Source organism: Brachyspira pilosicoli P43/6/78 (genome assembly GCF_000325665.1).
Lineage (GTDB): Bacteria > Spirochaetota > Brachyspiria > Brachyspirales > Brachyspiraceae > Brachyspira > Brachyspira pilosicoli.
The window spans coordinates 226,295-251,796 of the sequence record NC_019908.1; the positions used below are offsets into that span (position 1 = coordinate 226,295).

The window sequence follows — 25,502 nt, forward strand, 5'->3', positions numbered from 1 at the left end:
ATGAAAAGAGCGTATATAATATTTGTAGCAGATTCAAAAGAATATAGAACTAAAAAAATCAATATAGATAATATTTTAACAGAACTCTCCATGCTATGTGATACTGCGGGCTATGAGGTAGCTGATAGATTTTCTTTTATACAGCAGAAAATAGTGGCAGGCACTTATATAGGCACAGGTAAACTTGAATCTTTAAAAGAGAGTGCTATAGCCGACAATGTAGAATATTTTGTTTTTGATAATGAGCTTAGCGGTTCTCAAGTTAATTCAATAGAAGAAGGCTCTAATATAAAAGCATTAACTAGAACAGAGATTATATTAGAGATATTTGCAATGCGTGCCAAAACACTTACTGCTAGAATGCAAGTAGAGTTAGCATTTTTGGAGTTTGAATATCCTAGATTAAAAGGTAAGAGAAGCAATTTAAGCCAAGTGAGAGGTGTAATAGGTTTAAGAGGAGGAGCAGGAGAGAAACAACTCGAGTACGATAGAAGAAGAGCAAGAGAGAGGATACATAAACTTAAAACTCAATTAAGCAAAGTAGAAAAATCTGCAAGCACTGGAAGAAAGGGAAGAGGCTCTACTTTTAGAATAGCAATTGTAGGTTATACCAATGCTGGAAAAAGCACTTTATTTAATCTTTTATGTAAAGAAGATACTTATGTAGAAGACAAACTTTTTGCTACATTAGACACTCATACAAGAAAACTTTATCTATCTGATGATGCACCTGTTGAGGCTATCATTAGCGATACTGTTGGTTTTATAGATAGGCTTCCGCATACTTTAATAGCTTCTTTTAAGTCTACATTATCAGAAGTGGTAGAGGCAGATTTACTTTTGCATTTGGTTGATTCTACAGATGAATACATTGAAGAGAAACTTATTAATGTTGAAGCTACAATAAAAGAGATAGAAGCTTCAAATATAAAGCGTATAATGGTATTTAATAAAGTTGATAGTTTGGAAGAAAATCAAAAAAACAAAATACTTACAATGTATGATGATGCAATTTTTATCAGTGCCAAAAACAATATAAACATAGATTTATTGAGAGAAAAAATATTAAAAATAATTTTGGAGTCTTTTAATAACGGTTGATAATTTATATTTTTAGTATATACTGAAATGACTATATTTTATCAATTTTAATTTTTAATAAATATGATTATGATTTATTGATGATATAAAATATTATTGAAAATTATTAAGTTTTGTTTGAAATATATAAAATAATGTATATTTTTTAGCTAAAAAATAGCCTTTTTGGTTCTTTGTGGCAACAAAAGAACTGGGGGGCGGGGGCTAGTCCCCGCGAATAATAAAAAAAGAAATTTTTCAATATATCATTAATACAAATTTTTTAAGGGAAACATATTATGCGTTTATCGAAATTATTTATGCCAACACTAAAAGAAGCTCCAAGTGATGCTATAATAGCTTCTAATAAATTAATGATAAGAGCAGCACTTGCAAGAAAAATATCTAATGGCCTTTATTCTTATTTGCCTTTGGGTGTGAGGGTATTAAATAAAATATCCAACATAATACGAGAAGAGATGGATGCAATAGGCTCTAATGAATGCATAATGCCTATACTTGTTTCAAAAGAATTATTAACTCCTTCTGGAAGATGGGAGAGATTTAAAAAAGAATTATTTAGACTAAAAGATAGAAATGATGTTGATATGGCAATGGGTCCTACTCATGAAGAAGCTTTCACTATTACAGCTCAAAATGAAATACAGTCTTATAAAGATTTGCCTGTTACATTATATCAAATACATACAAAATTTAGAGATGAGATTCGTCCAAGATTTGGGGTTATTCGCTCTAAAGAGTTTACAATGAAAGATGCTTATTCATTTCATATCACTAAAGAGTGCCTTGACAAGACTTATAATGATATGAGCGGTGCTTATACAAAAATATTTAAGAGAATGGGGCTTGATACAGTGAGCGTAAAAGCTGACAGCGGAGCAATGGGCGGTGAAGGAAGCGAAGAGTTTATGGTGTTAAGTGAAGTAGGGGAAGAGACTATTATTTTCTGCTCAAAATGTAATTATAGGGCTAATGTTGAAAAGGCTAATGTGATGGAAGATGAAGAGGCTAAATCTTATACTGATAAAGCATTAGAAGAAGTATATACTCCAGATATAAAAACTATTGAAGATTTAGAGAAATTCTTTAATACTTCTTCAAAGAATTTTATTAAAAGCATAATATACAAAACAGAAGAAGATGAAGTAATATTGGTTGCAATTAGAGGCGATTTAGAGATAAACGAAACAAAACTTTCAAATGCTTTAGGCGGACTTGATATAGAACTTGCTTCTGAGGATATTATAAAAGAAGTTACAGGGGCTAGAGTTGGTTTTGCTTCTCCTGTTGGATTAAAGAAAAAGATAAGAATATTTGCAGATAAGTCTATAAAAACAGTAGCTGATGCAATAATTGGCGGAAACAAAGACGACACTCATATAAAAAATGTTAATATAAACAGAGATTTTAATGTAGATGTATGGGGTGATTTTAGAGTTGCCAAAGAGGGAGATAGATGTCCTGAATGCGGAGAGAAACTTTATCAGAAAAAAGGTTTAGAGCTTGGACATATATTTAAGCTTGGTGATAAATATACTCAGGCATTTAATTTCACTGTATTAGATGAAAACAATAAAGCAATTACTCCTATAATGGGTTGTTATGGTATTGGAGTTAATAGGGCTTTGGCTTCTGTAATAGAGCAGAATTATGATGACAAGGGTATAATATTTCCTATAAGTGTTGCTCCTTATGAGGCTATAGTTGTTGCTATTGATAAAGAAACTGAAGAGTCATTCAAAAAAGCAGAAGAGATATATAAGGCTTTAAGTGCTATTGGTGTTGAAACTATGTTTGATGACAGAAAAGAGAGACTTGGTGTTAAACTTAATGACTGCGATTTGATTGGTGTGCCTATGAGAATAATAGTAGGTAAAAAATCACTTGAGCGTGGAGTTGTTGAGTTTAAGTTGAGAAGAGATTTAGAGAGTGTTGAAGTTAAGCTTGAAGATATAGTTGAATATGTGAAAGCAAAAAAGAAAGAATTATTTGATGAAATAAACTCTAAATTATAATAAAATATTTTTAGTATGATAGAGCTTATAAATAGTATTGATGATAATATAATAGAATCTATTTTTTTTATATCATCAAAAAGCGAATATATTACTTTATCTAAAAATTATATAAAAGAGTATATAGAAGATAAAAATCATAAAGTAGTTATAATAAAAGATGATGAAAAGATAGTAGGCTTTATCATATATTTTTTGCTCTCTCCAGAAATAGATATTTTATTTATAGCTACATATCCTCACAATAAAGGCTATGGCAATAAATTATTATCATATTTATTTGACGATGCTGAAAACAATAATGTAGATAGTATAAAATTAGATTTGCATGAAAATAATATTAATGCAAAAGAGTTTTATACCAAAAATGGATTTCAATCTATAGGTGTTAGAAAAAAATATTATAACAATAAATATAGTGCTTTAATTTTAGAGAAAAAACTATAAAACAAATTAATAGAATTTCTTAAATGCCAAGAAACAAAGTCCGGCAAATATAATATTAGGCATCCAAGCAGCTATAAATGGATTCATGTTTCCTCCATCTCCCATAGAACGAAACATCATAAGTATAGAATAATATACTAAAGCAACCATTATAACCATTACTAAACTTACTACCAATACACTTTGAGTAGAAAATTTTGAAAATAATGAAGCAAGCAAAACAATAATAAAGCCAGAGAAACAATATGATATTCTATAGTGAAAATCTGTTTCAAGGGTATTAGTATTTAAATTTACCTCTTTTCTTAATTTAATCCAATGCATCTCTTCAGTTAAGCTCATAGAGTCTAAAGCAGGTCTATTCATAAAATGTTCAGGTCTTTCAAGCACATCAAGCGGATAATTAGTTATTTCCTTTACAGATATATTTTTTTTATCAGTAAACTCAGCTAATATGCCTGTTTCAGCATACCATTTTTTTTCATTATCATTCCATCTCACGCTTGGTGATGATATTCTCATATCTATAGCGCCATCTTCTTTTAATTTTACAATAACAGTATTTGTAAGATAATTATCATTAAAATTAAAGTTCTCTATAAAATATATATAATTATTAGCTCCAAATATATTTAATGAGCCAGTGTATTCTCCTTTTTTATGCCCTCGTCCTAAATCATTAGCTTCAAAAGATATTTTATTCATAGGAGCTGCTACAAATTGCCAAAAACCAATAAGTCCTAAGCATAATGCTATTACTATAATAAATATTGGCGAAGAAAATTTAAATAAACTTATACCAGAATTTTGTACAGCCAACATCTCTTTATTTTTTACAAAAGTACCAAGAACATAAGTAGAAGAAAACATTAATGCTATTGGAAATAAGTAATATAAATTATGCGGCGTTCTTGCGGCATGGTATGTAATAAAGTATTTCATATTTTCTGGGTGTTCGGTGTAGTAAGATAATTTACTGCTTAAATCTGCTATAGTAACTAATATAACAAATAGTATTAGCGAACCTACAAACATAGATAAGAATTCTTTTAATAAATACGAGTTAAGTTTTTTCATTTAATTAAATTAGTCCACATTTATTCCATAGTTTTCATTCAAATAAGTTAATTCCTCACTTATACGTGTATGCAATTCTTTTATTTTTTCTAATAATGCAGAAGGTTTTGACTTACTGCTTTTACCAGAACCAAATATTTTGCTGATTTTTCTTTTAGCCTGTACTAATGTTTTAGCTTTAACATTAGGGTCTGGTATAAATTTAGAAGCATCGGTACCAAGTAAAGCCCCCATATAAAGCATTCCTTCATAACCAAAATTATTATCTATATCAGGACCAAAGCTTTTTAATTTATCAAAACTTTCTTTACCGTTTTGCATATACTCTATAGCCTCAGTATAAAACTCACTAGCTTTATACTGAAAAAATGGTATTAATTTATCATAATTATCATTAGGATAAATACTAGCCAAATCTTCTAAAGTCCAGCTTAATCTTAAAGATGATAAAGCTTTTTTAAGTGTAGGGGCAGAATCTTTAGTATGATAACGATATCCGTCTAATGCTAAAAAATAGCTAGCAGCTCCCGAAATTAAATTCCTATTTTTCTTAAAATCTATATCAGGTCCAAAAAACTCATGCATATATTTAGACCTTTGTTCATAACTATCAAAAGCTTCTTTAATTTTATGACTATCAACCATGTTAAAATCTTCTTGAAAAGCAGCATATAAACAATGCGGACAAACAGCTACAACATATATAAGAGGGTATACTGCTCCATATTTTTTGCTTTTCTCATAAGTTCTTCTTAAATCATCTCTTAAATTACCAGCAATTAATCTTCCCCCTCCAGTAAGAAGCATTTCATGATAGAACTCTTTGTTACATACAGGGCAAGTTCTTGGGTTTTTTTCAAAGTATGATATTTTTAATTCTTCAGCCATAAAAAATCCTATTTATATAACTTTATAAACGATACAAATGTTAAATTAATTATCGGTTTATTTTTATTTTTCAATATCACTTATATTGAGTTTACTTATTCTAAGTTCTTTAAATAGAGTATTATAATATGCTATGTAAAACTCTGGGTATCTTGCTGCATTAATTCTCACTTCACCCGCACTTTTACCAAGTATTGATAAATCTATAGTTTGACCATCTATGTATATGTATTTATTTCCATCTTCTTTTGTATACAATACCACAGGCTGTGATGCATAATCTAAAGTAGAATCGAATGATATAATATTTTGGTCTTCTGTTGCTACTATACCATCTATAAAATTGCCGTCATAGAACTTTTTATACCTTATTTCTTTTGTATTATCTTTAGTATTGTATATGATATTGAATCTATTATGTGCTTCATGTTCTACAGTATATTGATTTACATTGTTTAATATTGGGTTACTATCCAAAAAAAGTAAAAGCTGTATTTGTTTTTCTTGAGGCATAAAATAAGTTTCCTGTAGAATATTCTTTCATATATACAGCATATCCGTCATTTTCTGCTACAGGATATACTTTTTCTATTATTTTATTTGTATATACTAAATCTGAAAAGAAATTATCTCTATAAAATCTAGATACAGATAATATGCCTTTACTGTCTATAAAAAACAATATAGGAGAATTAAATGTAGAAACTACTAGTTTTAAATCTATAATTTTTCTGTTGTTTCTTAAATCCATAGCATAATTATTAAATGTACCAGAATTATTATTTGCATACCATATTTTATTATTTTTCAAATATGATATATGCATATTATCAGAATTGCTTGCTATGCTGATTAAGCTTCCTAATTCTCTATTTTTATCCAATATTTCTCTTTTGAAATTTCCATTTTTGCCAAACACATAAACAGGGGCATTTATTTTATCATCATAGTAAGCTATATGCAGATTATTATTTGGGTCTATTAATAATTCACTAATATAAGGTTCGCTATTTAAAGATGCAACCGACCAAGTTGAAATAGACTCAAAACTGCTTATTCTGTAATAATGTTTTGATAATGGCGGAGCATCTTTATTAATATCTCTTTCATACTGAGCATTTATATTTGAGTAGAAAATACTAATAGCGATTAATATTAAAAAGATTTTATTTCTTTTTAGTTTTTTTAATTTTTTCATCTTTTAATTTTATAACAGATTCTATACCTTCTTCTTTTGGTCTTATAAATCTGCACTTAATAACTTTTCCATTTTCATCAAGAACAGCTTTTATATGAGAATAGTAGAATATACAATGTTCTATATAAGCATTATCATCTACAATAGAGCCGTATATGTAGCTTACTCCTTTAATAAGTACATTTTTACCTATGCTAAGCGGGTGTTTATCGCTTCCTGTAACATTAACACCTCTCTCTAATGTAGTATTTTCTCCTATATATACATTTCCTCTTATTTGGTTTCCGGCATATATTTGTACATTGTTAGAAAGCACCATTTTTTGATTATCTAAGCAAGATACTAATGCATTATCTCCTATATAAGTATGCTCTCCAAGTTCAATATTACCTTCAAGTCTTGCACCATGGTCTATATAAACTCCATAGTTGATTTTTACGCCCTTACCTACATAAGCACCTTTTCCTATATATATATCAAGAGGCTTTTCATCTTTATCAATTTCTAATATCTGCTCAACTACACTGTCATCAATGAAGAAGTCTTCTCCGTCATATATTGTAATAATGTTTTTTAATTTATTGTAAACATTATTTCTAGCAATAGACTCCATTTCTTTAAGTACAGTTTTATCATTAAAGCCTAAAACAACTCTATTATCTTTTGGCATATATGTAGATATTGATAGATTATTATTAACAAACATCTCTATTAAGTCTGTTAAATAAAGTTCATTTTGAGCATTATTTGCTTTTAATTCTTTTATTAAATTTAAAAGAGGGTCAATTTTAAAACCGTATATACCAGCAACATATTCATGCATATTGTCTAAAAGCTCATCTTTTCCGTACTCAAATTTTTCATCTTTATAAGCCTTTACTAAATCTTCATCATCTTTAAGAGCAAGTATGTCTTTATATTCTATAACTCCCATTACCTGACCCTTACTTCCTTCTCTGTATTGGCTTTTTTTATGGTCTTTAGTTAATCCTCTAGTTCTTAATACTCTTCCATAATAGTTGCCGCCTTTAGGTCCGTCATACATAGCTGTCATTAATATCATGTCTGTTTTAGCTTTCATAAACTCATCATGAAACTCTTTCATAGTGTTAGAGTCTATTAGCCCCATATCAGCATATATAACATAACAATATTTAATGTTTTTTAAATCGCTCTTCTCAAGACCTACCTTTACAGCATGTCCAGTTCCTAATTGTTTTTCTTGATAAGCAAAATTAGTATTAGCCTGCTTTCCTACAGCATTAGCTACTTCTAAAGCCTTTATTCCAACAACTATAGTAATATTACTTTTATTTATACCATTTTTTACAGCAAGCCTTACTCTCTCTATACTAGGTACTCCCCAAATAGTATGAAGCATTTTTGATGTTGAACTTCTTATCCTTTTACCATGTCCTGCTGCCAATATTATTACCAAACTATCATTTTTAGAGAATTTAGATGATAATTGCTCTAAGCTTTCTTCTACATTCTTTATATTATTCGCTTCTTCTCTTTTTGTCATAAACTAGCTCCTAATTTTTTTTACTTTATTTATTTTTATTTTTATAGATTTGTTCAAATACAGGTTTTTTTATAATTTTGTTATCATTATTATTTATTTTATTATCTTTATTTAGTTTATTTTTGTCCAATTTTTCTTCATCGAGCTTTTCTTTTGCATTTAAAATATCTTCTAAGCTGTTTCTTTTATAATTATTAGGAAGATATGTATTTTTTGAATCTAAGGATAATTTATTTGTTTTAGAATTAGTAAATGTTTCATCATCGTTTAACCATTTCTGCAATACTTTTGCTATAGATTGCGATAGTGTATCTAATTTTTGTTTAGCTCTTATATTTCCGCCGAGGTTTGAATCTTCTTTGAGTATAAACTTATATAATTGCATGGCTTTTATAAAATTTTTACTTTCAAAGTTATAATAGTCAGCAATTTTTTCTATTCCGCCAAAATATGAAGCTGTAAGATAACATCTATATGCTTCTTCTATTTTTCTTTCATTAAAAAGTTCATTACCTTTTCTAATTAAGGCACTTTTAGTTTTATCATCTATACTCATATGAGTAATAATTATATATCAATAATATTAAAGTTCAAGTATAATTTGTAATATAAGAAGATATTATTTATATTCTATATACTTGCTTATTTAGGCTTTTATATTAAAATGCTACTAACAATAATATTGGAGTTTTTTATATATGTTTAATAGTGTTAAGGATAGATTAAAAGAGTTAATAAGAGAACAATATTTAATAATAGACGGTGCCACAGGTACAGAACTTCAAAAGAAAGAAATAAAAAAAGAATATTGGACTTTCAACGGCAATAATATAGAAGGCTGTAATGAGATATTGAATATAACAGCTCCTCATATAATGAAAGAGATACATATAGATTATTTGAATGCTAATGCCAATATAACAAAGACTAATAGTTTTGGGGCTATACCTTGGGTTTTAAGCGAATATGATATTGCTGATAAGGCTTATGAACTAGCAAAACAAGCGGCAGTTATAGCAAATGAGGCTAGAGATGAATATTTAAAAAATCCTAATTCTAAAGGCGATTTGGATAGAGATATTTTTATAGCAGGTAGTTTAGGTCCTGGAGTAAAATTACCTAGTTTGGGGCAGATTGGTTTTGATGAGATGTATAGCGGTTATACTTTAGCTGCAAAAGGTTTAATAGAAGGCGGAGTTGATATAATACTTCTTGAAACGGCACAAGATGTTTTGCAATTAAAAGCAGCAATATTAGCAGTTAATGATACGGCTAAAAAATTAAATAAAGATATTCCAATAATGGTTTCTGTAACAATAGAAAAAGAAGGCACTATGCTTTTGGGTACAGATATAGAGACAGCATACACAATACTTTCAAATTTGGATATATTTTCTATAGGTATGAACTGCGGTACAGGGCCTGACATGGCAATGCAGCACATAAAAAAACTTTCTGAAATATCTTGTTTACCAATATCAATACATAGTAATGCAGGGCTTCCGGAAAACAGAGATGGAAAAGCTTATTATAGCATGACACCTGAAGAGTTTGCTGAGATTAACAGCGAGTTTTTTAATTTAAGCGGACTTGCATTTATAGGAGGCTGCTGCGGAACTACTCCTAAACATATAGAGGCATTAGCAAAAAAAGTTAAAGGAGTAAAACCTAAAAAAACAGCATTAGAAAAGCAAAGGGCTTATATAGCTAGTTTATTTAATTCTGTAAGCATTAAGCAAGAGCCAGCACCTTTAATGATAGGTGAGAGAAGCAATGCCACAGGAAGTAAAATATTTAGAGAGCTTATGATAGCAGGAGATATGGACGGAATGCTTGATGTTGGTATAAAGCAAGTTAAGTCTGGAAGTCATGCTATAGATGTTAATGCTGCTTGGGCTGGGCGTAATGAAATAGAAGATATTACAAAAATTATTTCTGCTTATGTTAAACAAATTTCTTTACCTTTGGTTATTGATGCGATAAAGCCTGATGTTATAGAAGCAGCTTTAAAAGTATATGGAGGAAAACCAATAATAAACTCTGCCAATATGGAGCAGGGGGAAGAGAAGTTTGATGCTATATGTTCACTTGCAAAAAGATATGGAGCTTCTATTATGCTTCTTACTATAGATGAAAAAGCTATGGCATTAACTTGTGAGGATAAATTAAGAATGTGCGAACGTATGTATGATAGGGCTGTTAATGTGCATAAAATACTTCCGCATGATATTATATTTGACCCTTTAACATTTACACTTGCAAGCGGTGATGAAAATAGTTTTTTAGCTGGTGTTGAAACTTTGAATGCTATAAAAGAATTATCAAAAAGATATCCTGAAAGCTCTATAAGTTTGGGGGTGTCAAATATTTCTTTTGGACTTAAAGAAGAGGCAAGAAAGGTTATGAACTCTGTATTTTTGTATGAGGCTATTAATCATGGGCTTAGTGCTGCTATTGTTAATGTGGCTCAAATTCTTCCTATTTCAAAAATAGGGGAGAAAGAAATAGAATTAGCAAGAGAATTAATATATAACAAAAACAAAACTAAAGAGCCTCTTATAAATTATATAAATTATTTCTCTGACAAAAAAGAAAAGAAAGAATTAACCAATGTAACCAATGAAGAAAAAATAAAAAAACCTATAAGGGAAGCTATAAGAGATGCTATGCTTGACGGCGAGTGGAAAGATATGCAAAACTTACTTAATGAAGTTAAAGAAAATAGCGAAGAGTTTGGAGGAGAGAAAAAGTTTGCACAGGCTATAATTGATGAGATACTTCTTCCTACTATGGCAGATATTGGAGTTAAGTTTGGTGAGGGCAGTATACAGCTTCCTTTTGTTTTGGGTTCTGCGGAGGTAATGAAAAAGAGTGTTGATTTTCTTTCTGAGTTTTTAGAGAAAAAGAAACAGGAGAAAACTGCTAAAATAATACTTGGTACTGTTGCGGGAGATGTGCATGATGTGGGTAAAAATTTAGTAGAGATAATAATAAAAAATAATGGTTTTGAAACTGTTAATCTCGGTACAAAAGTTCCTATAGAGAAATTTATAGAGGCGTATCATGAGCATAATGCTGATTGTATAGGAATGTCTGGGCTTTTGGTAAAATCTACTGAAGTGATGAAAGATAATTTAGCGTATATTAGAGATAAGGGCTTAAAAATACCTATACTTTTAGGCGGTGCTGCTTTAACTAAAGACTTTGTTGAAAACACTTGCAAAAAAGTTTATGGAGACAGTGGGAAAATATTTTATTGTAAAGACGGTTTTGATGATATTGTTGCCATAAAAGAGATAATAGCAGACAGAGATAAAGAAAAATAATAATTTAAGAAAGCTAAGCCTAAGCTAACTAATAAGTTTACTATTAGCTTATTAGCAATAAATAAAAAAGTGAGCCGAAGCTAGCTAGTGAGTTTATTCACTAGCTTATTATATGCGAAGGCGAACATAGCAATAAATAAAAAAGTGAGCCGAAGCTAGCTAGTGAGTTTACTCACTAGCTTATTATATGCGAAGGCGAACATAGCAATAAATAAAAAAGTGAGCCGAAGCTAGCTAGTGAGTTTACTCACTAGCTTATTATATGCGAAGGCGAACATAGCAATAATGAGGACTAATATGCCGGAAATAAATCACAAAAATCATGAACATCATATAAATAAACCTCCTTTCTATGGAAGAAAAGTTTTTGAGTTTAATAAGCAAATAGAAAAAGAAGCCTTTGATATGATTAATAAAATTAGGCTTTTTAGGGTTGGATTTGGATATTCTGCAAAAAATCAGGATATGGAAAAATATAATGAAATGATTAAAACAAAAGTAGAGCCAAAATATGAGGAGATGAAAAAAAATATTATAGAAAATAATTTGCTTGAGCCTGTAATGATTTATGGATTTTATAAAACTGTTACAGAGAATGATAAGCTTTATATATATGATGTTGAAACTAATAAATTAAAAAATGAAAAAATAGAGCTACCTTTAGAGCGTATGGAAAATGAGCCTTACAATTCTATAGTTGATTTTTTTGACAAAGATGAAGATACTATTGGTTTTACACTTGTAAGCCTTGGAGAGAAGTATCATAAATTCTTAAAAAGCTTATATGATAATAATGATTATAAAGAATATTATTTTTATAATGCAATAGGCATACATATTATAGAGAATTACGTTGATATACTTCAAAGCCATATGGATAATTTACTTAACTTAAAAAACAACGGAAAAAGAAAGCATGTAGGATGCAGATATTCTTTTGGTTATAAGGCTCTTAGTAATATGTACGGCAACAAGATAATATTTGATAAATTAAAGCCTGAAGAGTTTAATGTAATACTTACAGAAAGTTATATGATGGAGCCTGAACTTAGCACTTGTGCGATAGTATCATTTTGCGAAGACGCTTATTATTTTGCTAATTAAAATTTTATACTCTTTTATTAGCTGCATGTTTTTTAGATGCATAATTTAGTACTATAATAGTGCCTCTTTTTATAAGTTTTATTATATGTAAATATTTTTTATCAAATAAATTAATCAATATTTATAGAAAATAATCACTATAAATATTGACATATAGTATTATTTTATTATAATTTTTTTTCATATTATTGTTCGGGGATTGATATGAAACTTGCAAAAATATTTTTAATGTCTATTATTATTGCTTCAAGTGTATTTGCTCAAGCTAATACAGTTTATATTTCGGATAAGGGTAAAAAATATCATAGAGGAAACTGCAGAACATTAAGAGCTAGTAAATATCCTATAAGTATTCAAGAAGCAAAAAAAAGAGGATACACAGCCTGTAAAGTATGTAATCCTCCTAATTAATTATCATTGTTTATAATCGCTATTATATTTAATTATTATTTGCCAAAAGAATAACAAATTTAAAAATCTTATAAAAATAAATTTATAATATTAATTACTTCTAAATATTTTTAAGTAAATCTACCACAAACTCGTAATTGTTTAAGCTCATTATATGCATCTTTTTATGTATTTTTAGCATGTCTTCAAAAAGTTTAGATGATAACTCTATTGCTGTTTTTCTCTCTTCTTCTTCTGATTTATCGCTTGCTTTTTTTAATTTGCTTAGCCATTTCTCTGGTATATATGAGCCTGATAATTTGTAGTATATAAAATATGCAGTTTTGTAAGTTAATACAGGGAAAAATCCTGGTACTAATATAGGCTTTTCTTTTAGCGGCAACTCATCAATGCATTTCAATAAAAATTCTAATCTCTCAACTTCGTATATTGGCTGAGTAAATATTGCCTTAACTCCAGAATTAGCCTTTTTAGCAAGTCTTACTTTTAAACTGTCATCATTTTTAGCATAACTGTTTATAACGCAAAAAGGATATATTGGCTTTAATGGTTCTTTGAAAGTAAACTCTCCTAAACTTTTTGATTTATTTAAGTTTTTTATTATATCAATTAATAAATTAGAGTTTCCTTCAAATACGCCTTTAGCTTGTTTTTGATTTCCATTAGCTATAGCATCACCTGTAACTGCAAGTATCATTCTTATATCAAAATAATTCGCTCCGATTAAATCATTTTGTAATGCTAGAGAGTTTTTATCACGCATTGTTTGTGTTGCAATAAATGGCTTATTATTGTTTAGCCTTTGCTGTAATTGTATTGCTGCTAATATTGGAGATATTTTAATGTTTGCAAAAGGGGAATCGGTTACTACAAATGCATCTGCATAATTTTGTATTTGAGAATTATTTATTTTCTCTTCTATATAGCTTAAATCATATTTTGCTTGAGGTGATATCTCTAGAGTAAAACAATACTCATTATTATTTTCTAACTTTTTTATAAAATTTTCTACATTATTATTCATTTAATATATAATATTCTATAATAGAAAAAAGTCAAACTTGATTCTTATTTATCTAAATAAACAAAGTAATAATTATATTGTATTTTCTTTTATATTGTTTATTTGTTTTTTTGTAGTAAAATATATTACATTTAAATATTGGTAAATTATATATGACAGATAAAAAAACTAAGCAAGAAGAAAAATATAAGTATTTAACTCAAGCAAATATAGAACCATTAATTGTAAAAATGGCAATTCCTACAATTATTAGTATGTTAACAACATCATTTTATAATATGGCAGATACTTTTTTTGTAAGTAAGATAAACACTCAATCTACTGCGGCAGTTGGAATAGTATTTTCTATGATGGCTATAATACAGGCTATTGGTTTTTTCTTCGGACATGGTTCCGGTAATTATATTTCTATTAAGTTAGGAGCTAAAGATACTCTTGAGGCTTCCAAAATGGCTGCTACTGGTTTTTTGTCTGCTATGATAGTTGGGTTTATTATATTAATATTTGGAATTATTTTTATAAATCCTTTAGCACATATATTAGGCTCTACAAATACAATACTGCCTTATTCAAAAACGTATATGAAGTATATTTTAATAGGTGCACCATATATGACGGCTTCTATAGTGCTTAATAATCAATTAAGACTTCAAGGTAATGCTTTATTTGCGATGATAGGTTTAATAAGCGGAGCTATAATTAATATAATATTAGACCCTATTTTTATTTTTTATTTTGATATGGGAATAAAAGGTGCTGCTATAGGTACTATAATAAGTCAATTTATAAGTTTTTGTGTGTTATTAATTGGTTCAAATGTATGGGGTACTCTTCCTATTAGATTAAAAGATTTTTCACCTAGTTTAGAAAAGTATAAGGCTATAATTGTTGGGGGGCTTCCTAGTCTTTGTAGACAAAGTATATCAAGTTTTTCAACTGCCTTTTTAAATACATCTGCTTCATTTTTTGGAGATGCTGCAATAGCCGCTATGTCTATAGTAAATAGGGTATCTATGTTTGCCAACTCTGCAATAATAGGTTTTGGTCAAGGTTTTCAGCCTGTATGCGGTTTTAATTATGGGGCAAAAAAATATGATAGAGTTATAAAAGCTTTTTATTTTTGTGTTAAAGTTTCTACAATTGTGCTTATAATATTTGCTTTTATAATTTTTATTAATTCTCATTATATAGTAAATCTATTTAATAAAGAAGATGAGGCATTATTCTCTGTTGCAAATAGAGCTTTACGTTATCAAGCATTAACTCTTCCATTGTGGGGACTTATAACATTATCTAGCATGATTCTTCAAACTACTAGAAAAACAATAAGAGCTTCAATACTTGCTTTAGCGAAACAAGGGATATTTTTTATACCTATAGTTTATATATTACCAAAGTTTTTAGGATTATTTGGTATAGAAATAGCTCAGCCTTTGGCAGATTTATTTACTTTTATTATATCAATACCTTTAGGTTATAGTATAATAAGAGAAATGAAAATAGAACTAAAAAACAATACAAAAGTAACTTAATTTTTGAAACTTAATAATAATATATTTTGATAGTTTTATTTTATATGATGTAATTGTATATAATGTTTTGACAAATAAACATTATAATGTATAATTTATTAGAATAATAGTTATTTTATGGAATTAAATACATATTATGAGAGAAATATTTTTACGATTAGAAAGTGAGAATGTTGAAAAAAGACTACAGGCCCTTGATGAGTTAGAAAAACAAATATCTACTGCCGATAAGAAAGCTGTTATTAAAGTATTAAAAGAACATATATTAGATTGGGACGAAGAGGTTAGGGCTAAGGTTGCTCATTTATTAAAAATATATATGGAGAAATAATATATGGCGAGAATAATATCTTTTTCTAGTGGGAAAGGTGGAGCTGGAAAAACTTTATGTTCCGTCAATTTTGCTAGTGAATTAGTTTCCAAAGGGTATAAGGTACTAGTTTTTGATATAGATATTAATTGTTCTAATGTTTTTATATTGTTGCAGGTAAAGCCTCAGTCTAAATTACAGCAATATTTTGAGGGAAATATATCTTTAAAAGATTGTATATTGAATAGTCCTTTTAATATAGATGTTATTAGTGCGGGAGTTAATATACAGAAACTTCTTCAGTTTGAGAGTGATTTTTATTTGTCAAAACTTGCCAATGATTTAAAAGATTTATCTGAAGAATATGATTATGTTATTATAGATTATGCTGCAGGAATTACTCAATCTATGTTAAAGTTTTATGAGATTTCTGATGATATTATTTTAGTTGCTAATCCTGAAATAACATCTCTTACCGATTTGTATAGACTTATAAAAATGATATGTTCTAATAAAATTACAGAGAAACTTTATTTAGTTGTAAATAAAGTAAAAAATATAGATTGGGCAGTTAATTTATATAAAGAGATAAAAAAAGTAGTTGATAAATTTGAACTTAATATAGAACTTAATTTACTTGGACCTATATTGTTTGATGAAGAGAAAGTAATGATGTCTATTCAAAAGAGAACACCGCTAATAATTCTTTATCCTAGAACTCCTATCAAAGGCGGATTTTCTTTGGCTGTTACAAGGTATTTATATGATACAGGCGAAATGAAAGATGATAATAATGTTAAGGATAAAGCTTTTTTAGATTTCTTTTAATCTTTAATAAGATAGAATATTTATCAATTGTGATAAAAACTAAATTAATATTACAAGAATACTTTTTATAGAGTTGCAAAGGTATTTTTTATTTCCTATACTGAGAATATATAATTTTCATATGTAGGAGGTAGATATGCTATTTAAAAAACTAGGGTTTACAAGTAAAGAAAATTTTAGAGCATTTATCACTGTTATAACCGCAGGGCAAATAATATATTGTGCCTTTGAAGCTTTTAAAGCTAGTTTTTATACACCGTTAATAACAATGTTAAATATCACTAATACTCAATTTGGTTTTTTATTTACATTGATAGGTTCTGCTATGTTCTTTTATATTCCTGCAGGTTGGCTAAATAATAGATTTACTCCCAGACAATTAATAATCAGCGGACTTATTATAAGAATTATAGGAACAGTATATATGGTAGCAGTTGTAAATGCATCATATATATCATTGTGTATAGTTGCTTTATCTTGGGGTATAGTAGATGCTTTCTTCTGGCCTGCTATTTTAAATGGTACTAGACTTTTTGCAAGTGAAGAGAATCAGGGTATTGCTTTTGGTTTATTAGAATCTGGCAGAAGAGCTATGGAACTTGGAATGAATGCTTTGGCATTATTTATATTTACAGCCTTAGGTTCTAATCCTACAGCTATGAGAATAATAATAACTATTTATACTGTTTTAATAGTATTATGGGTGTTTTTGGCATTTAAATTTATCCCTAATATAAAATTGTTAAAATCAGAAACTAGTACAGAAAAAAACAAAGAGGCATTATCAGGACTTATAAAAGCATTATTATATCCTGAGGTATGGCTTTCTGGTCTTATTGGTATGTCAGTATATACTGCCTATATAGCGGTTGTTTATTCTGTTCCTTATATGCAAAATGTTTTTGGATTATCTACTTCACAGGCGGTAGTTTTTGGTTTATTTAATGCATCTGGAATAGGTATATTGGGCGGTATAATAGGCGGATTATTAGGTGATAAAGTGTTTAAATCTCCTGTTAAAATGCTTTCTTATTCCTTATTATTAACAGTAGTAGTATTGTTGGGCGTAGTACTTACTCCAAAAAATCCTGATTATTTGTATGTAAGTATGATATTAATGTTTATATATTCTTTTGTTATATTTATATCAAGGTCTGTTTATTTTGCTCCTATAGGTGAAGCAAATATACCTAAAGAGTTTAGCGGTTCTGCTATGGCTGTAGCAAGTTTCTTAACTTATTCTCCTGTATTTTGGGCTTATGGAGTAAATGGGGCATTAATTGATATGAATAAAGATAATCCATCTCAGGGATATTATTATATATTCTTAATAGGATTGATTTTTACTATTATAGGAGCATTATCTGCAATAATTTTATCAAGATTAATAAAAATAAGAAAAGCAAAAGCTCAAGTAAATGAATAATTAAAAAAATCTATTTAAGGAGTTTTATATGTATTTAAGAAAAGTAATAGCACATAGAGGATTTTCTCATGAGTATCCAGAAAACACTATGTTAGCATTTCAAAAAGCAATAGAACTTGGAATAAAATGTATAGAAACAGATGTAACAATATTGAAAGATGGTACACTTGTATTATTTCATGATTATGAGACTAAAGACCATACAGATTTTGATGGTATTATAAATGATTTAGATTATAATGCTATACAGAATATAGATGCTGGTTCTTGGAAAGATGCAAAATTCAAAAACACTAGAATACCTACTCTAAAAGAGTTAATAGATTTATGTAAAAAAACAAATACAATAGTAAATTTAGAATTGAAAGGTGAAGCTTCAAAAAATGAAAAATATTGGGATAGTATAGTAGAAAATACTGTAAAAACTGTAGCAGACAATAAAGCTGAAGATTTGATATTTTATTCTAGTTTTGAATTTGACATGCTTAGAACACTAAAAAAAATATCAAAAAACTCAAAATTTGGAATACTGCTTTGGGAAGAAACAGCTCATTGGAAAGATATAGCAGATGAATTAAAACCTCAGTCTATGCATTTGTATGACCAAACTATAAATAAAGATTTAGCTAAAAATATTAAAAATGAGGGATATGAGCTTTATATATATACTGTGAATTCTATAGAGCTTGCTAATGAACTTTATTCTATAGGTGTAGATGGCGTTTTTACAGATATGGCTAATATATTTGATAAAAAATTGTATTAAAATTATAAACAAAAAAAGGAGGTAATTTAAGAATAACTTATTTACCTCCTTATTAAAAAATTATAAATGATTATCTATAGTAATAATATCTCATTCTATATGAGTTTAATTGAGTTAATTGTTCATCTGTAAGAACATCTAAAACTGCAACATCTTTTTCTATTCTAAGATAATCAATTTCTTTTTCTAAATCTTTTCTTTGATTTATTAAATCTTTTATTAGGTTTAAGTCTAAATCAATTTTTTCTCTTTCAAGTTTGAATTTATAATCAATGCTTCTTTTTTGATATTCTAAATCATTGATTTTTAATTCATATTCATAAGATATTTTTCCCATTTCTTCAAGCTGTGCATCTGTTAGATATATACCAGCGTTTCTGCAAATTCTGTATATATCACCTCTAGGACCGCCCATAGCCCTTGGCATAGCTCTTTCTCTTGGTCCTGGTGCAGGCGGAACATCACCACCTCTTGGAGCAGGCGGCTGAGCAAATGCCAATGCTGATACTAATGTTAATATAAATGTAGATAATAATAATTTTGATTTCATTTCTAGTAACTCCTGTTTTGTTTTTGTATTATATTAGACGAAGTTATAGTTACTAAAGTTCCCAAGTAATAATTAAAAATGCAATTATTTTTATAAAGTTATATATAAAATGTTGATTTTTTTATATATTAAATTATCATTATTATATAATGAATTATAGTTATTATAATTTATTAAATTTTTTATAGCGGAGTGTATAAATTATGGGAAAATTAGGAAGAGTTTTATGGTTAGTATTTGGAATATTACTTATTATATCAGGTATAGCTACTATATTTAATCCGGCAGAAACAGTATTGTTATTAGCATATATAATAGGCTTTTTAACAATATTCTCTGGAATAAGCACTATATTTTATTTTTTCAGTTTAAGACATTTATCAAGTTCTCTTTTAATTTTAGCAGATGGTATAATAACAACTATATGTGGTATTATAATTATATCTAATCTCACAATCAGCGGTGCATTTATACCATATATGGTTTCATTTTTTGTAATAGTGAGAGGTGTTATTGCTATATCTTCTTCTATAGAATTAAAAAAAGAAGGCTACAGTAAATGGGGACTATCATTATTTAGCGGAGTATTAACATTATTAGCTGGAATTGTATTAGCATTCAATCCTATACTTGGTGCTGTTTATGTTAGTGTAGTTATTGGAATTGGTTTAATACTTTATGGTATTGTTACTTTGCAGCTTTGGTTTGCTTATGGCAATTTCTTTAAGGACTAATATAAAATTTTAATATTAAAATATAAATAAAAAAATATTAATTTACTAATTGATAAAAAATAATATTGTTGTATAGTATTACTAATAACAATATTATTTTTTTTATTTTGAGGTAAAAGTATGCCAATATATGATGTAGAAATGATAAGAAAGTTTTATTTAAACTATTCTAATAAAGTTAATAGCATAAAACAAAAATTAAATAGAGCATTGACATTATCAGAAAAGATATTATACGCTCATTTGTATGATGAGAAAACAATAAAAGATTTTAAGAGGGCAGAAGATTATGCAGATTTTCGACCAGATAGAGTGGCAATGCAAGATGCTACAGCACAAATGGCATTACTTCAATTTATGAATGCGGGAAAAACTTCTTCTGCAGTACCTGCAACAATACACTGCGACCATTTAATAGAGGCTTGTAAGGGTGCTGAAGAGGATTTAAAAAATGCACTTAATGTTAATAAAGAAGTTTATGATTTTTTGGAAAGTGTTGCTAAAAAATATGGGCTTGGTTTTTGGGAGGCTGGTTCTGGGATAATACACCAAATAGTTTTAGAAAATTATGCTTTTCCGGGCGGCATGATGGTAGGAACAGACTCTCATACACCTAATGCAGGCGGTCTTGGAATGCTTGCCATAGGTGTTGGCGGAGCTGATGCGGTTGATGTTATGACAGGAATGGAGTGGGAGCTAAAAATACCTAATATAATAGGAGTAAAATTAACAGGTTCTCTAAATGGCTGGGCTAGTGCAAAAGATGTGATATTAAAATTGGCAGGAATATTAACAGTTAAAGGAGGAACTAACTCTATTATTGAATATTTTGGAGAGGGAGCTAATAGTTTATCAGCAGCAGGTAAGGCTTCTATTTGTAATATGGGGGCAGAGGTTGGGGCTACTACTTCAATATTTCCTTATGACAATAATATAAAAGAATATTTAATTGCTACAGGACGCGAAGAGATTGCTAAACTTGCTGATGAAAATATAAATAATCTAAAAGCAGATGAAGAAGTGTATAATAATCCAGAGAAATATTATAATAAAATAATAGAGATTAATTTATCAGAATTAGAACCATATATAAACGGACCATTTACACCAGATGCAGCATGTACTATAAGCGAGTTTGCTAAAAAGGTTGAAGAAAATAAATATCCTACAGCTATGGAAGTTGGCTTGATAGGTTCTTGTACTAATTCTTCTTATCATGATTTAAGTAAGGCTTCTTCAATAGCTCGTCAGGTAATAGATAAAAAATTAAAAGTAAAATCAAAAATAATAATTAATCCAGGTTCTGAAGCTTCATATAATGCAGCTTTAAGAGATGGTATAATTGACGACTTCAAAAAAATTGGTGCTATTATAATGACTAATGCATGCGGACCTTGTATTGGTCAGTGGAACAGAGAAGAGAAAGACAACACAAGAGCAAACTCAATAGTAACATCTTTTAATAGAAACTTTGCAAAACGTGCTGATGGTAACCCTAATACTCATGCATTCGTTGCTTCTCCTGAAACTGTAATGGCTTTAAGCATAGCAGGAGATTTAAGATTTAATCCTTTAAAAGATAGTTTAATTAATGAAGAAGGAAAAGAAGTTAAACTCGATGAACCTGTTGGAATAGCTTTGCCAAAAAACGGACTTAGCACAGAAAATAAAAATAGACAAAATGCACCAGATAGCAGCATAGAAATTATAATAGATAAAGATTCCAAACGTTTACAATTATTAAAGCCTTTTGATAAGTTTAATATAAAAGATTTTGAGAATATGCCTTTGCTTATAAAGGTTAAAGGTAAATGTACAACAGACCATATATCAATGGCTGGACCTTGGTTAAAGTTCAGAGGGCATTTGGAAAATATTTCAGACAATATGCTAATGGGAGCTGTTAATTTCTTTAATGAAAAAACAAACTCTGTATTTAATCAGTTAAGCAAGACTTATGAAGAAGTTTCAAAAACAGCAAAAGAATATAAGCAAAAAAATATTTCTTCTATAGTAGTGGCAGAAGAGAATTATGGAGAAGGCTCAAGCAGAGAGCATGCTGCAATGGAGCCAAGATTTTTGAATGTTAAAGCAGTGCTTGCTAAAAGTTTTGCTAGAATACATGAAACTAATCTTAAAAAACAAGGTATGCTTGCTATAACATTTAAAGATAAAGATGATTATAACAAGATAGAAGAAAAAGATAAAATAAGCATATTAGGTCTTGATGATTTTAGGCCTAAACAAAACTTAACTGTTAAAGTAATTCATCAAAATGGAAGTGAAGAGACTTTTGAAGCGGTTCACACATATAATGAAGCACAGATTGAATGGTTTAAAAACGGAGGAGCATTGAATAGTTTAATGAAAAATTAATTTATATAAATTTAAATGTTTGATATTCTTTATAGTATCATAAATAAAATACAGTTCTTTTGGTTCTTTTATACCAATACCGAAGGCACTTCCTACGGTCGTAAAAGAACTGGAGGTGCGGGGGCTAGTCCCCGTAAATAAAAAACAATCAATAATAGGATTTTAATATGAGTAAAATAGAAATGAAAAATGGTAAATTGATAGTACCAAATAAAGTTACAATTCCTTTTATAGAAGGGGACGGAGTAGGGGCTGAAATTACGCCTGCTTCTCAAATGGTTGTAAATGCGGCTGTAAAAAAAGCCTACAACGGCGAGAAGTCTATTGAATGGCTTGAAGTACTTGCAGGAGATAAAGCTCAAAAAGAATTAGGAACACCTTTACCTGATGATACTATAAACACTTTTAAAGAATATCTTATAGGCATAAAAGGGCCTTTAACTACACCTGTTGGTGAAGGTATGCGTTCACTAAATGTTGCACTTCGTCAAACTTTAGACCTTTATGTTTGTTTAAGACCTGTAAGATGGTTTAAGGGGACTTCTTCACCTATAAAAGAGCCTAATAAAGTTAATATGGTTGTGTTTAGAGAGAACACCGAAGATATATATGCTGGTATAGAATGGAAAACAGGCACTGAAGAAGCAAAAAAATTCTATAACTTCCTAAAAAATGAAATGGGTGTAACTAAAGTAAGATTTCCAGAAACATCATCTTTCGGAGTTAAGCCAGTATCTGAAGAAGGCTCTAAAAGACTCATACGCTCTGCAATAGAATATGCCTTATTAAATAAACTTCCTTCTGTTACTTTGGTTCATAAGGGTAATATAATGAAGTTCACTGAAGGCGGGTTCAAAAAATACGGATATGAGCTAGCTAGAAAAGAGTTTGCTCATCAAACTTTTACTATGGAAGAATATGCAGAAATAAAAAAAGAGTTTGGAGAAGATAAAGCGAAAGAAAAATTAAAAGAAGCAAAAGCACAAGGTAAACTCATAATAAAAGATAATATTTGCGATGCCTTTTTACAAAACACATTATTAAAACCGGAAGACTATTCTGTAATAGCAACGTTAAACTTAAATGGTGATTATGTATCAGACCAATTAGCAGCTATGGTTGGGGGAATAGGAATAGCACCTGGAGGAAATATTAATTATAAAACAGGGCATGCTATTTTTGAAGCGACCCATGGCACAGCACCAGATATAGCAGGAAAAAATAAGGCTAATCCTTGTTCATTAATACTTTCTTCTGTGATGGCATTAGAATATTTGAATATGAATGAGGCTGCTAGTTTAATAATAAATGCATTAGAGAAATCTTTTGAAAGCGGATATGCTACAGAAGATTTGGCTAGCTTTATGGATAATGGAACTAAACTTGGCACAAAAGAGTTTGCAGAAAAAATTGTTTCTATAATGTAATAAAAAATAATATAGGGGTATATTTATGAAAAAAGAATATTTATTGTACAAACTTTATGACCATTCAAGCAAAAGAATAAAAATAGATAGTGAACTTTTTCAGAAATATAATGTAAAAAAAGGTTTAAGAAATGAAGATGGAACAGGGGTGCTTGTTGGGCTTACAAATATTGGAGATGTTGTAGGTTATGAAAGAGATAAAAACGGAAAAGTATGCCCTATAGACGGTAAGCTTTATTATAGAGGGTATGATTTAAATGATATTGCTAATGATATATTAACTAATAAACGTTTTGGTTATGAGGAGGTTTGTTATCTTCTTCTTTCTGGTAAGCTTCCAGATATGGAGAGATTGCAGTCTTTTAAAGAGTTAATATCTGATAATATGTATTTAGATAAAAAAACTATAATGAATATAATAGATTTGGAAGGGCAAAATATTATGAACATACTTTCAAGAAGTGTGCTTGAGATGTATATTCATGACCCTAATCCTGAAGATTTGTCATTAGAAAACTTAATGCTTCAATCTATACAATTAATAGCAAGATTTCCTGCTGTTATTGCTTATGCTTATAATATGTTTCAATATAGTGTTAATCAAAAATATTTAAATATTACATTGCCAAAACCAAAATATTCTATAGCAGAGAATTTTTTATATATGCTTAAGCAGGAGTTTAGCGAATTAGAGGCTAGAATGCTTGATTTGCTTTTGATACTTCATGCAGAACACGGCGGCGGTAACAACTCTACATTTACAGTACGTGTTACAAGCTCTACAAGAACAGATACTTATTCAAGCATTTCTGCTGGTATTGGTTCTTTAAAAGGGGATTTGCATGGAGGAGCTAATGCTAAAGTAATGGATATGTTAATTCATTTGAAAGAGGCTATAGATAATTGGGAGAGCAAAAAAGAGATAGATGAATATTTAATGAAAATGCTTAACAAAGAAGCTTATGACAAGAGCGGACTTATATATGGAATGGGGCATGCTGTTTATACTTTATCAGACCCTCGTGCTGTTATATTAAAAGATTTGGCTCGTCAGCTTGCTAAAGAAAAGAAAAAAGAAAAAGAGCTTGCATTTATGGAATTAATAGAAGAGAGAGCTATAGAGTGTTTTATAAAAGTAAAAGGAGAGAAAAAAAGAGTTTGTGCTAATGTTGACCTTTATTCTGGATTTATATATGAAATGCTTGGCATATCTAAAGAGCTTTATACTCCGCTTTTTGCTATGTCAAGAATTGTAGGCTGGTGTGCTCATAGAATAGAGGAACTTAATTTTGATGACAGAAGAATTATAAGACCTGCGTATAAAAATGTTTCTGACCCTCAAGAGTTTATTTCTATGGATAAGAGATAATTAAATATAATTTCTAATAATGAATTTTTTTAAAAGGAGTTTTATTTTGTATAAAGCTTCTTTTTATT

Annotated in this window: 23 protein-coding genes; 15 read left to right on the top strand and 8 right to left on the bottom strand. The window is 29.0% G+C overall.

The window, feature by feature from the left end; translation table 11 throughout:
* From hflX to BPP43_RS01050, 3 genes are all read left to right on the top strand, one after another.
* Positions 1 to 1,101: a GTPase HflX gene (hflX, locus tag BPP43_RS01040; RefSeq protein WP_014935734.1), complete on the top strand. Its 1,101-nt coding sequence runs from the start codon at positions 1 to 3 to the stop codon at positions 1,099 to 1,101.
* Between the two features lie 278 nt (positions 1,102 to 1,379).
* Positions 1,380 to 3,116, top strand: coding sequence for a proline--tRNA ligase (locus BPP43_RS01045; RefSeq protein WP_014935735.1), 1,737 nt, complete (start codon positions 1,380 to 1,382; stop codon positions 3,114 to 3,116).
* A gap of 15 nt (positions 3,117 to 3,131) precedes the next feature.
* Entirely contained in the window at positions 3,132 to 3,563 is a 432-nt protein-coding gene (locus tag BPP43_RS01050) for a GNAT family N-acetyltransferase (protein ID WP_015273902.1), read from the top strand.
* Between the two features lie 6 nt (positions 3,564 to 3,569).
* On the opposite strand, the gene BPP43_RS01055 is transcribed toward BPP43_RS01050, so the two are convergent.
* From BPP43_RS01055 to BPP43_RS01075, 6 genes are all read right to left on the bottom strand, one after another.
* On the bottom strand, positions 3,570 to 4,640 hold the full coding sequence (locus tag BPP43_RS01055; protein ID WP_013243345.1) for an LptF/LptG family permease: 1,071 nt from the start codon (positions 4,638 to 4,640) through the stop codon (positions 3,570 to 3,572).
* Between the two features lie 9 nt (positions 4,641 to 4,649).
* Positions 4,650 to 5,528, bottom strand: coding sequence for a DUF2225 domain-containing protein (locus tag BPP43_RS01060; RefSeq protein WP_013243344.1), 879 nt, complete (start codon positions 5,526 to 5,528; stop codon positions 4,650 to 4,652).
* A gap of 63 nt (positions 5,529 to 5,591) precedes the next feature.
* The gene (locus BPP43_RS11795) at positions 5,592 to 6,041 is read right to left on the bottom strand and encodes a hypothetical protein (RefSeq protein WP_252832346.1); all 450 of its coding nucleotides are present in this window, start codon (positions 6,039 to 6,041) and stop codon (positions 5,592 to 5,594) included.
* The gene (locus tag BPP43_RS11800; protein ID WP_252832347.1) at positions 5,998 to 6,726 is read right to left on the bottom strand and encodes a hypothetical protein; all 729 of its coding nucleotides are present in this window, start codon (positions 6,724 to 6,726) and stop codon (positions 5,998 to 6,000) included. Before BPP43_RS11800 ends, BPP43_RS11795 begins: the two co-directional genes overlap by 44 nt.
* Positions 6,695 to 8,251: an NTP transferase domain-containing protein gene (locus BPP43_RS01070; protein WP_013243342.1), complete on the bottom strand. Its 1,557-nt coding sequence runs from the start codon at positions 8,249 to 8,251 to the stop codon at positions 6,695 to 6,697. The genes BPP43_RS11800 and BPP43_RS01070 overlap by 32 nt, the downstream gene beginning before the upstream one ends.
* Before the next feature lie 25 nt (positions 8,252 to 8,276).
* Complete coding sequence (locus tag BPP43_RS01075; protein WP_015273903.1) at positions 8,277 to 8,807, bottom strand: hypothetical protein; 531 nt, start codon at positions 8,805 to 8,807, stop codon at positions 8,277 to 8,279.
* Between the two features lie 142 nt (positions 8,808 to 8,949).
* On the opposite strand from BPP43_RS01075, the gene BPP43_RS01080 reads away from it, so the two are divergent.
* From BPP43_RS01080 to BPP43_RS01090, 3 genes are all read left to right on the top strand, one after another.
* Entirely contained in the window at positions 8,950 to 11,577 is a 2,628-nt protein-coding gene (locus BPP43_RS01080) for a homocysteine S-methyltransferase family protein (protein ID WP_015273904.1), read from the top strand.
* 297 nt (positions 11,578 to 11,874) lie between these two features.
* Positions 11,875 to 12,681, top strand: a complete 807-nt coding sequence (locus tag BPP43_RS01085; protein WP_014935741.1) for a vitamin B12 dependent-methionine synthase activation domain-containing protein — start codon at positions 11,875 to 11,877, stop codon at positions 12,679 to 12,681.
* A 204-nt stretch (positions 12,682 to 12,885) separates the two neighbouring features.
* Positions 12,886 to 13,092 carry a hypothetical protein gene (locus BPP43_RS01090; protein WP_015273905.1) on the top strand — a complete coding sequence of 69 codons (207 nt, stop codon included), beginning with the start codon at positions 12,886 to 12,888 and terminating at the stop codon, positions 13,090 to 13,092.
* 100 nt (positions 13,093 to 13,192) lie between these two features.
* Here BPP43_RS01090 and BPP43_RS01095 read toward each other — a convergent pair whose 3' ends face one another.
* Complete coding sequence (locus BPP43_RS01095; protein WP_013243338.1) at positions 13,193 to 14,116, bottom strand: methylenetetrahydrofolate reductase; 924 nt, start codon at positions 14,114 to 14,116, stop codon at positions 13,193 to 13,195.
* Positions 14,117 to 14,268: 152 nt separating this feature from the next.
* Between BPP43_RS01095 and BPP43_RS01100 the strand changes: the two genes are divergently transcribed.
* The 5 genes from BPP43_RS01100 to BPP43_RS01120 all read left to right on the top strand — a co-directional run bounded on the left by BPP43_RS01100 (position 14,269) and on the right by BPP43_RS01120 (position 18,978).
* Positions 14,269 to 15,648 (top strand): MATE family efflux transporter, encoded by a 1,380-nt coding sequence (locus BPP43_RS01100; RefSeq protein ID WP_013243337.1) that lies wholly within the window; start codon positions 14,269 to 14,271, stop codon positions 15,646 to 15,648.
* 136 nt (positions 15,649 to 15,784) lie between these two features.
* Complete coding sequence (locus BPP43_RS01105; protein ID WP_013243336.1) at positions 15,785 to 15,979, top strand: hypothetical protein; 195 nt, start codon at positions 15,785 to 15,787, stop codon at positions 15,977 to 15,979.
* A 3-nt stretch (positions 15,980 to 15,982) separates the two neighbouring features.
* A complete protein-coding gene (locus BPP43_RS01110) occupies positions 15,983 to 16,786 on the top strand; it encodes an AAA family ATPase (protein WP_014933373.1) in 804 nt (267 codons plus the stop codon).
* A gap of 136 nt (positions 16,787 to 16,922) precedes the next feature.
* Positions 16,923 to 18,212 carry an MFS transporter gene (locus BPP43_RS01115; protein WP_013243334.1) on the top strand — a complete coding sequence of 430 codons (1,290 nt, stop codon included), beginning with the start codon at positions 16,923 to 16,925 and terminating at the stop codon, positions 18,210 to 18,212.
* A gap of 28 nt (positions 18,213 to 18,240) precedes the next feature.
* The gene (locus tag BPP43_RS01120; RefSeq protein WP_013243333.1) at positions 18,241 to 18,978 is read left to right on the top strand and encodes a glycerophosphodiester phosphodiesterase; all 738 of its coding nucleotides are present in this window, start codon (positions 18,241 to 18,243) and stop codon (positions 18,976 to 18,978) included.
* 70 nt (positions 18,979 to 19,048) lie between these two features.
* On the opposite strand, the gene BPP43_RS01125 is transcribed toward BPP43_RS01120, so the two are convergent.
* A complete protein-coding gene (locus tag BPP43_RS01125; protein ID WP_013243332.1) occupies positions 19,049 to 19,528 on the bottom strand; it encodes a Spy/CpxP family protein refolding chaperone in 480 nt (159 codons plus the stop codon).
* Positions 19,529 to 19,731: 203 nt separating this feature from the next.
* On the opposite strand from BPP43_RS01125, the gene BPP43_RS01130 reads away from it, so the two are divergent.
* The 4 genes from BPP43_RS01130 (at position 19,732) to BPP43_RS01145 (ending at position 25,434) form a co-directional block, all read left to right on the top strand.
* The gene (locus tag BPP43_RS01130; RefSeq protein ID WP_013243331.1) at positions 19,732 to 20,262 is read left to right on the top strand and encodes an HdeD family acid-resistance protein; all 531 of its coding nucleotides are present in this window, start codon (positions 19,732 to 19,734) and stop codon (positions 20,260 to 20,262) included.
* A gap of 120 nt (positions 20,263 to 20,382) precedes the next feature.
* Positions 20,383 to 22,638 carry an aconitate hydratase gene (locus BPP43_RS01135; protein WP_015273906.1) on the top strand — a complete coding sequence of 752 codons (2,256 nt, stop codon included), beginning with the start codon at positions 20,383 to 20,385 and terminating at the stop codon, positions 22,636 to 22,638.
* Between the two features lie 167 nt (positions 22,639 to 22,805).
* Positions 22,806 to 24,065, top strand: a complete 1,260-nt coding sequence (icd, locus tag BPP43_RS01140; RefSeq protein ID WP_015273907.1) for an NADP-dependent isocitrate dehydrogenase — start codon at positions 22,806 to 22,808, stop codon at positions 24,063 to 24,065.
* A 25-nt stretch (positions 24,066 to 24,090) separates the two neighbouring features.
* The gene (locus tag BPP43_RS01145; RefSeq protein ID WP_013243328.1) at positions 24,091 to 25,434 is read left to right on the top strand and encodes a citrate/2-methylcitrate synthase; all 1,344 of its coding nucleotides are present in this window, start codon (positions 24,091 to 24,093) and stop codon (positions 25,432 to 25,434) included.
* The last annotated feature ends 68 nt before the right edge of the window (positions 25,435 to 25,502 follow it).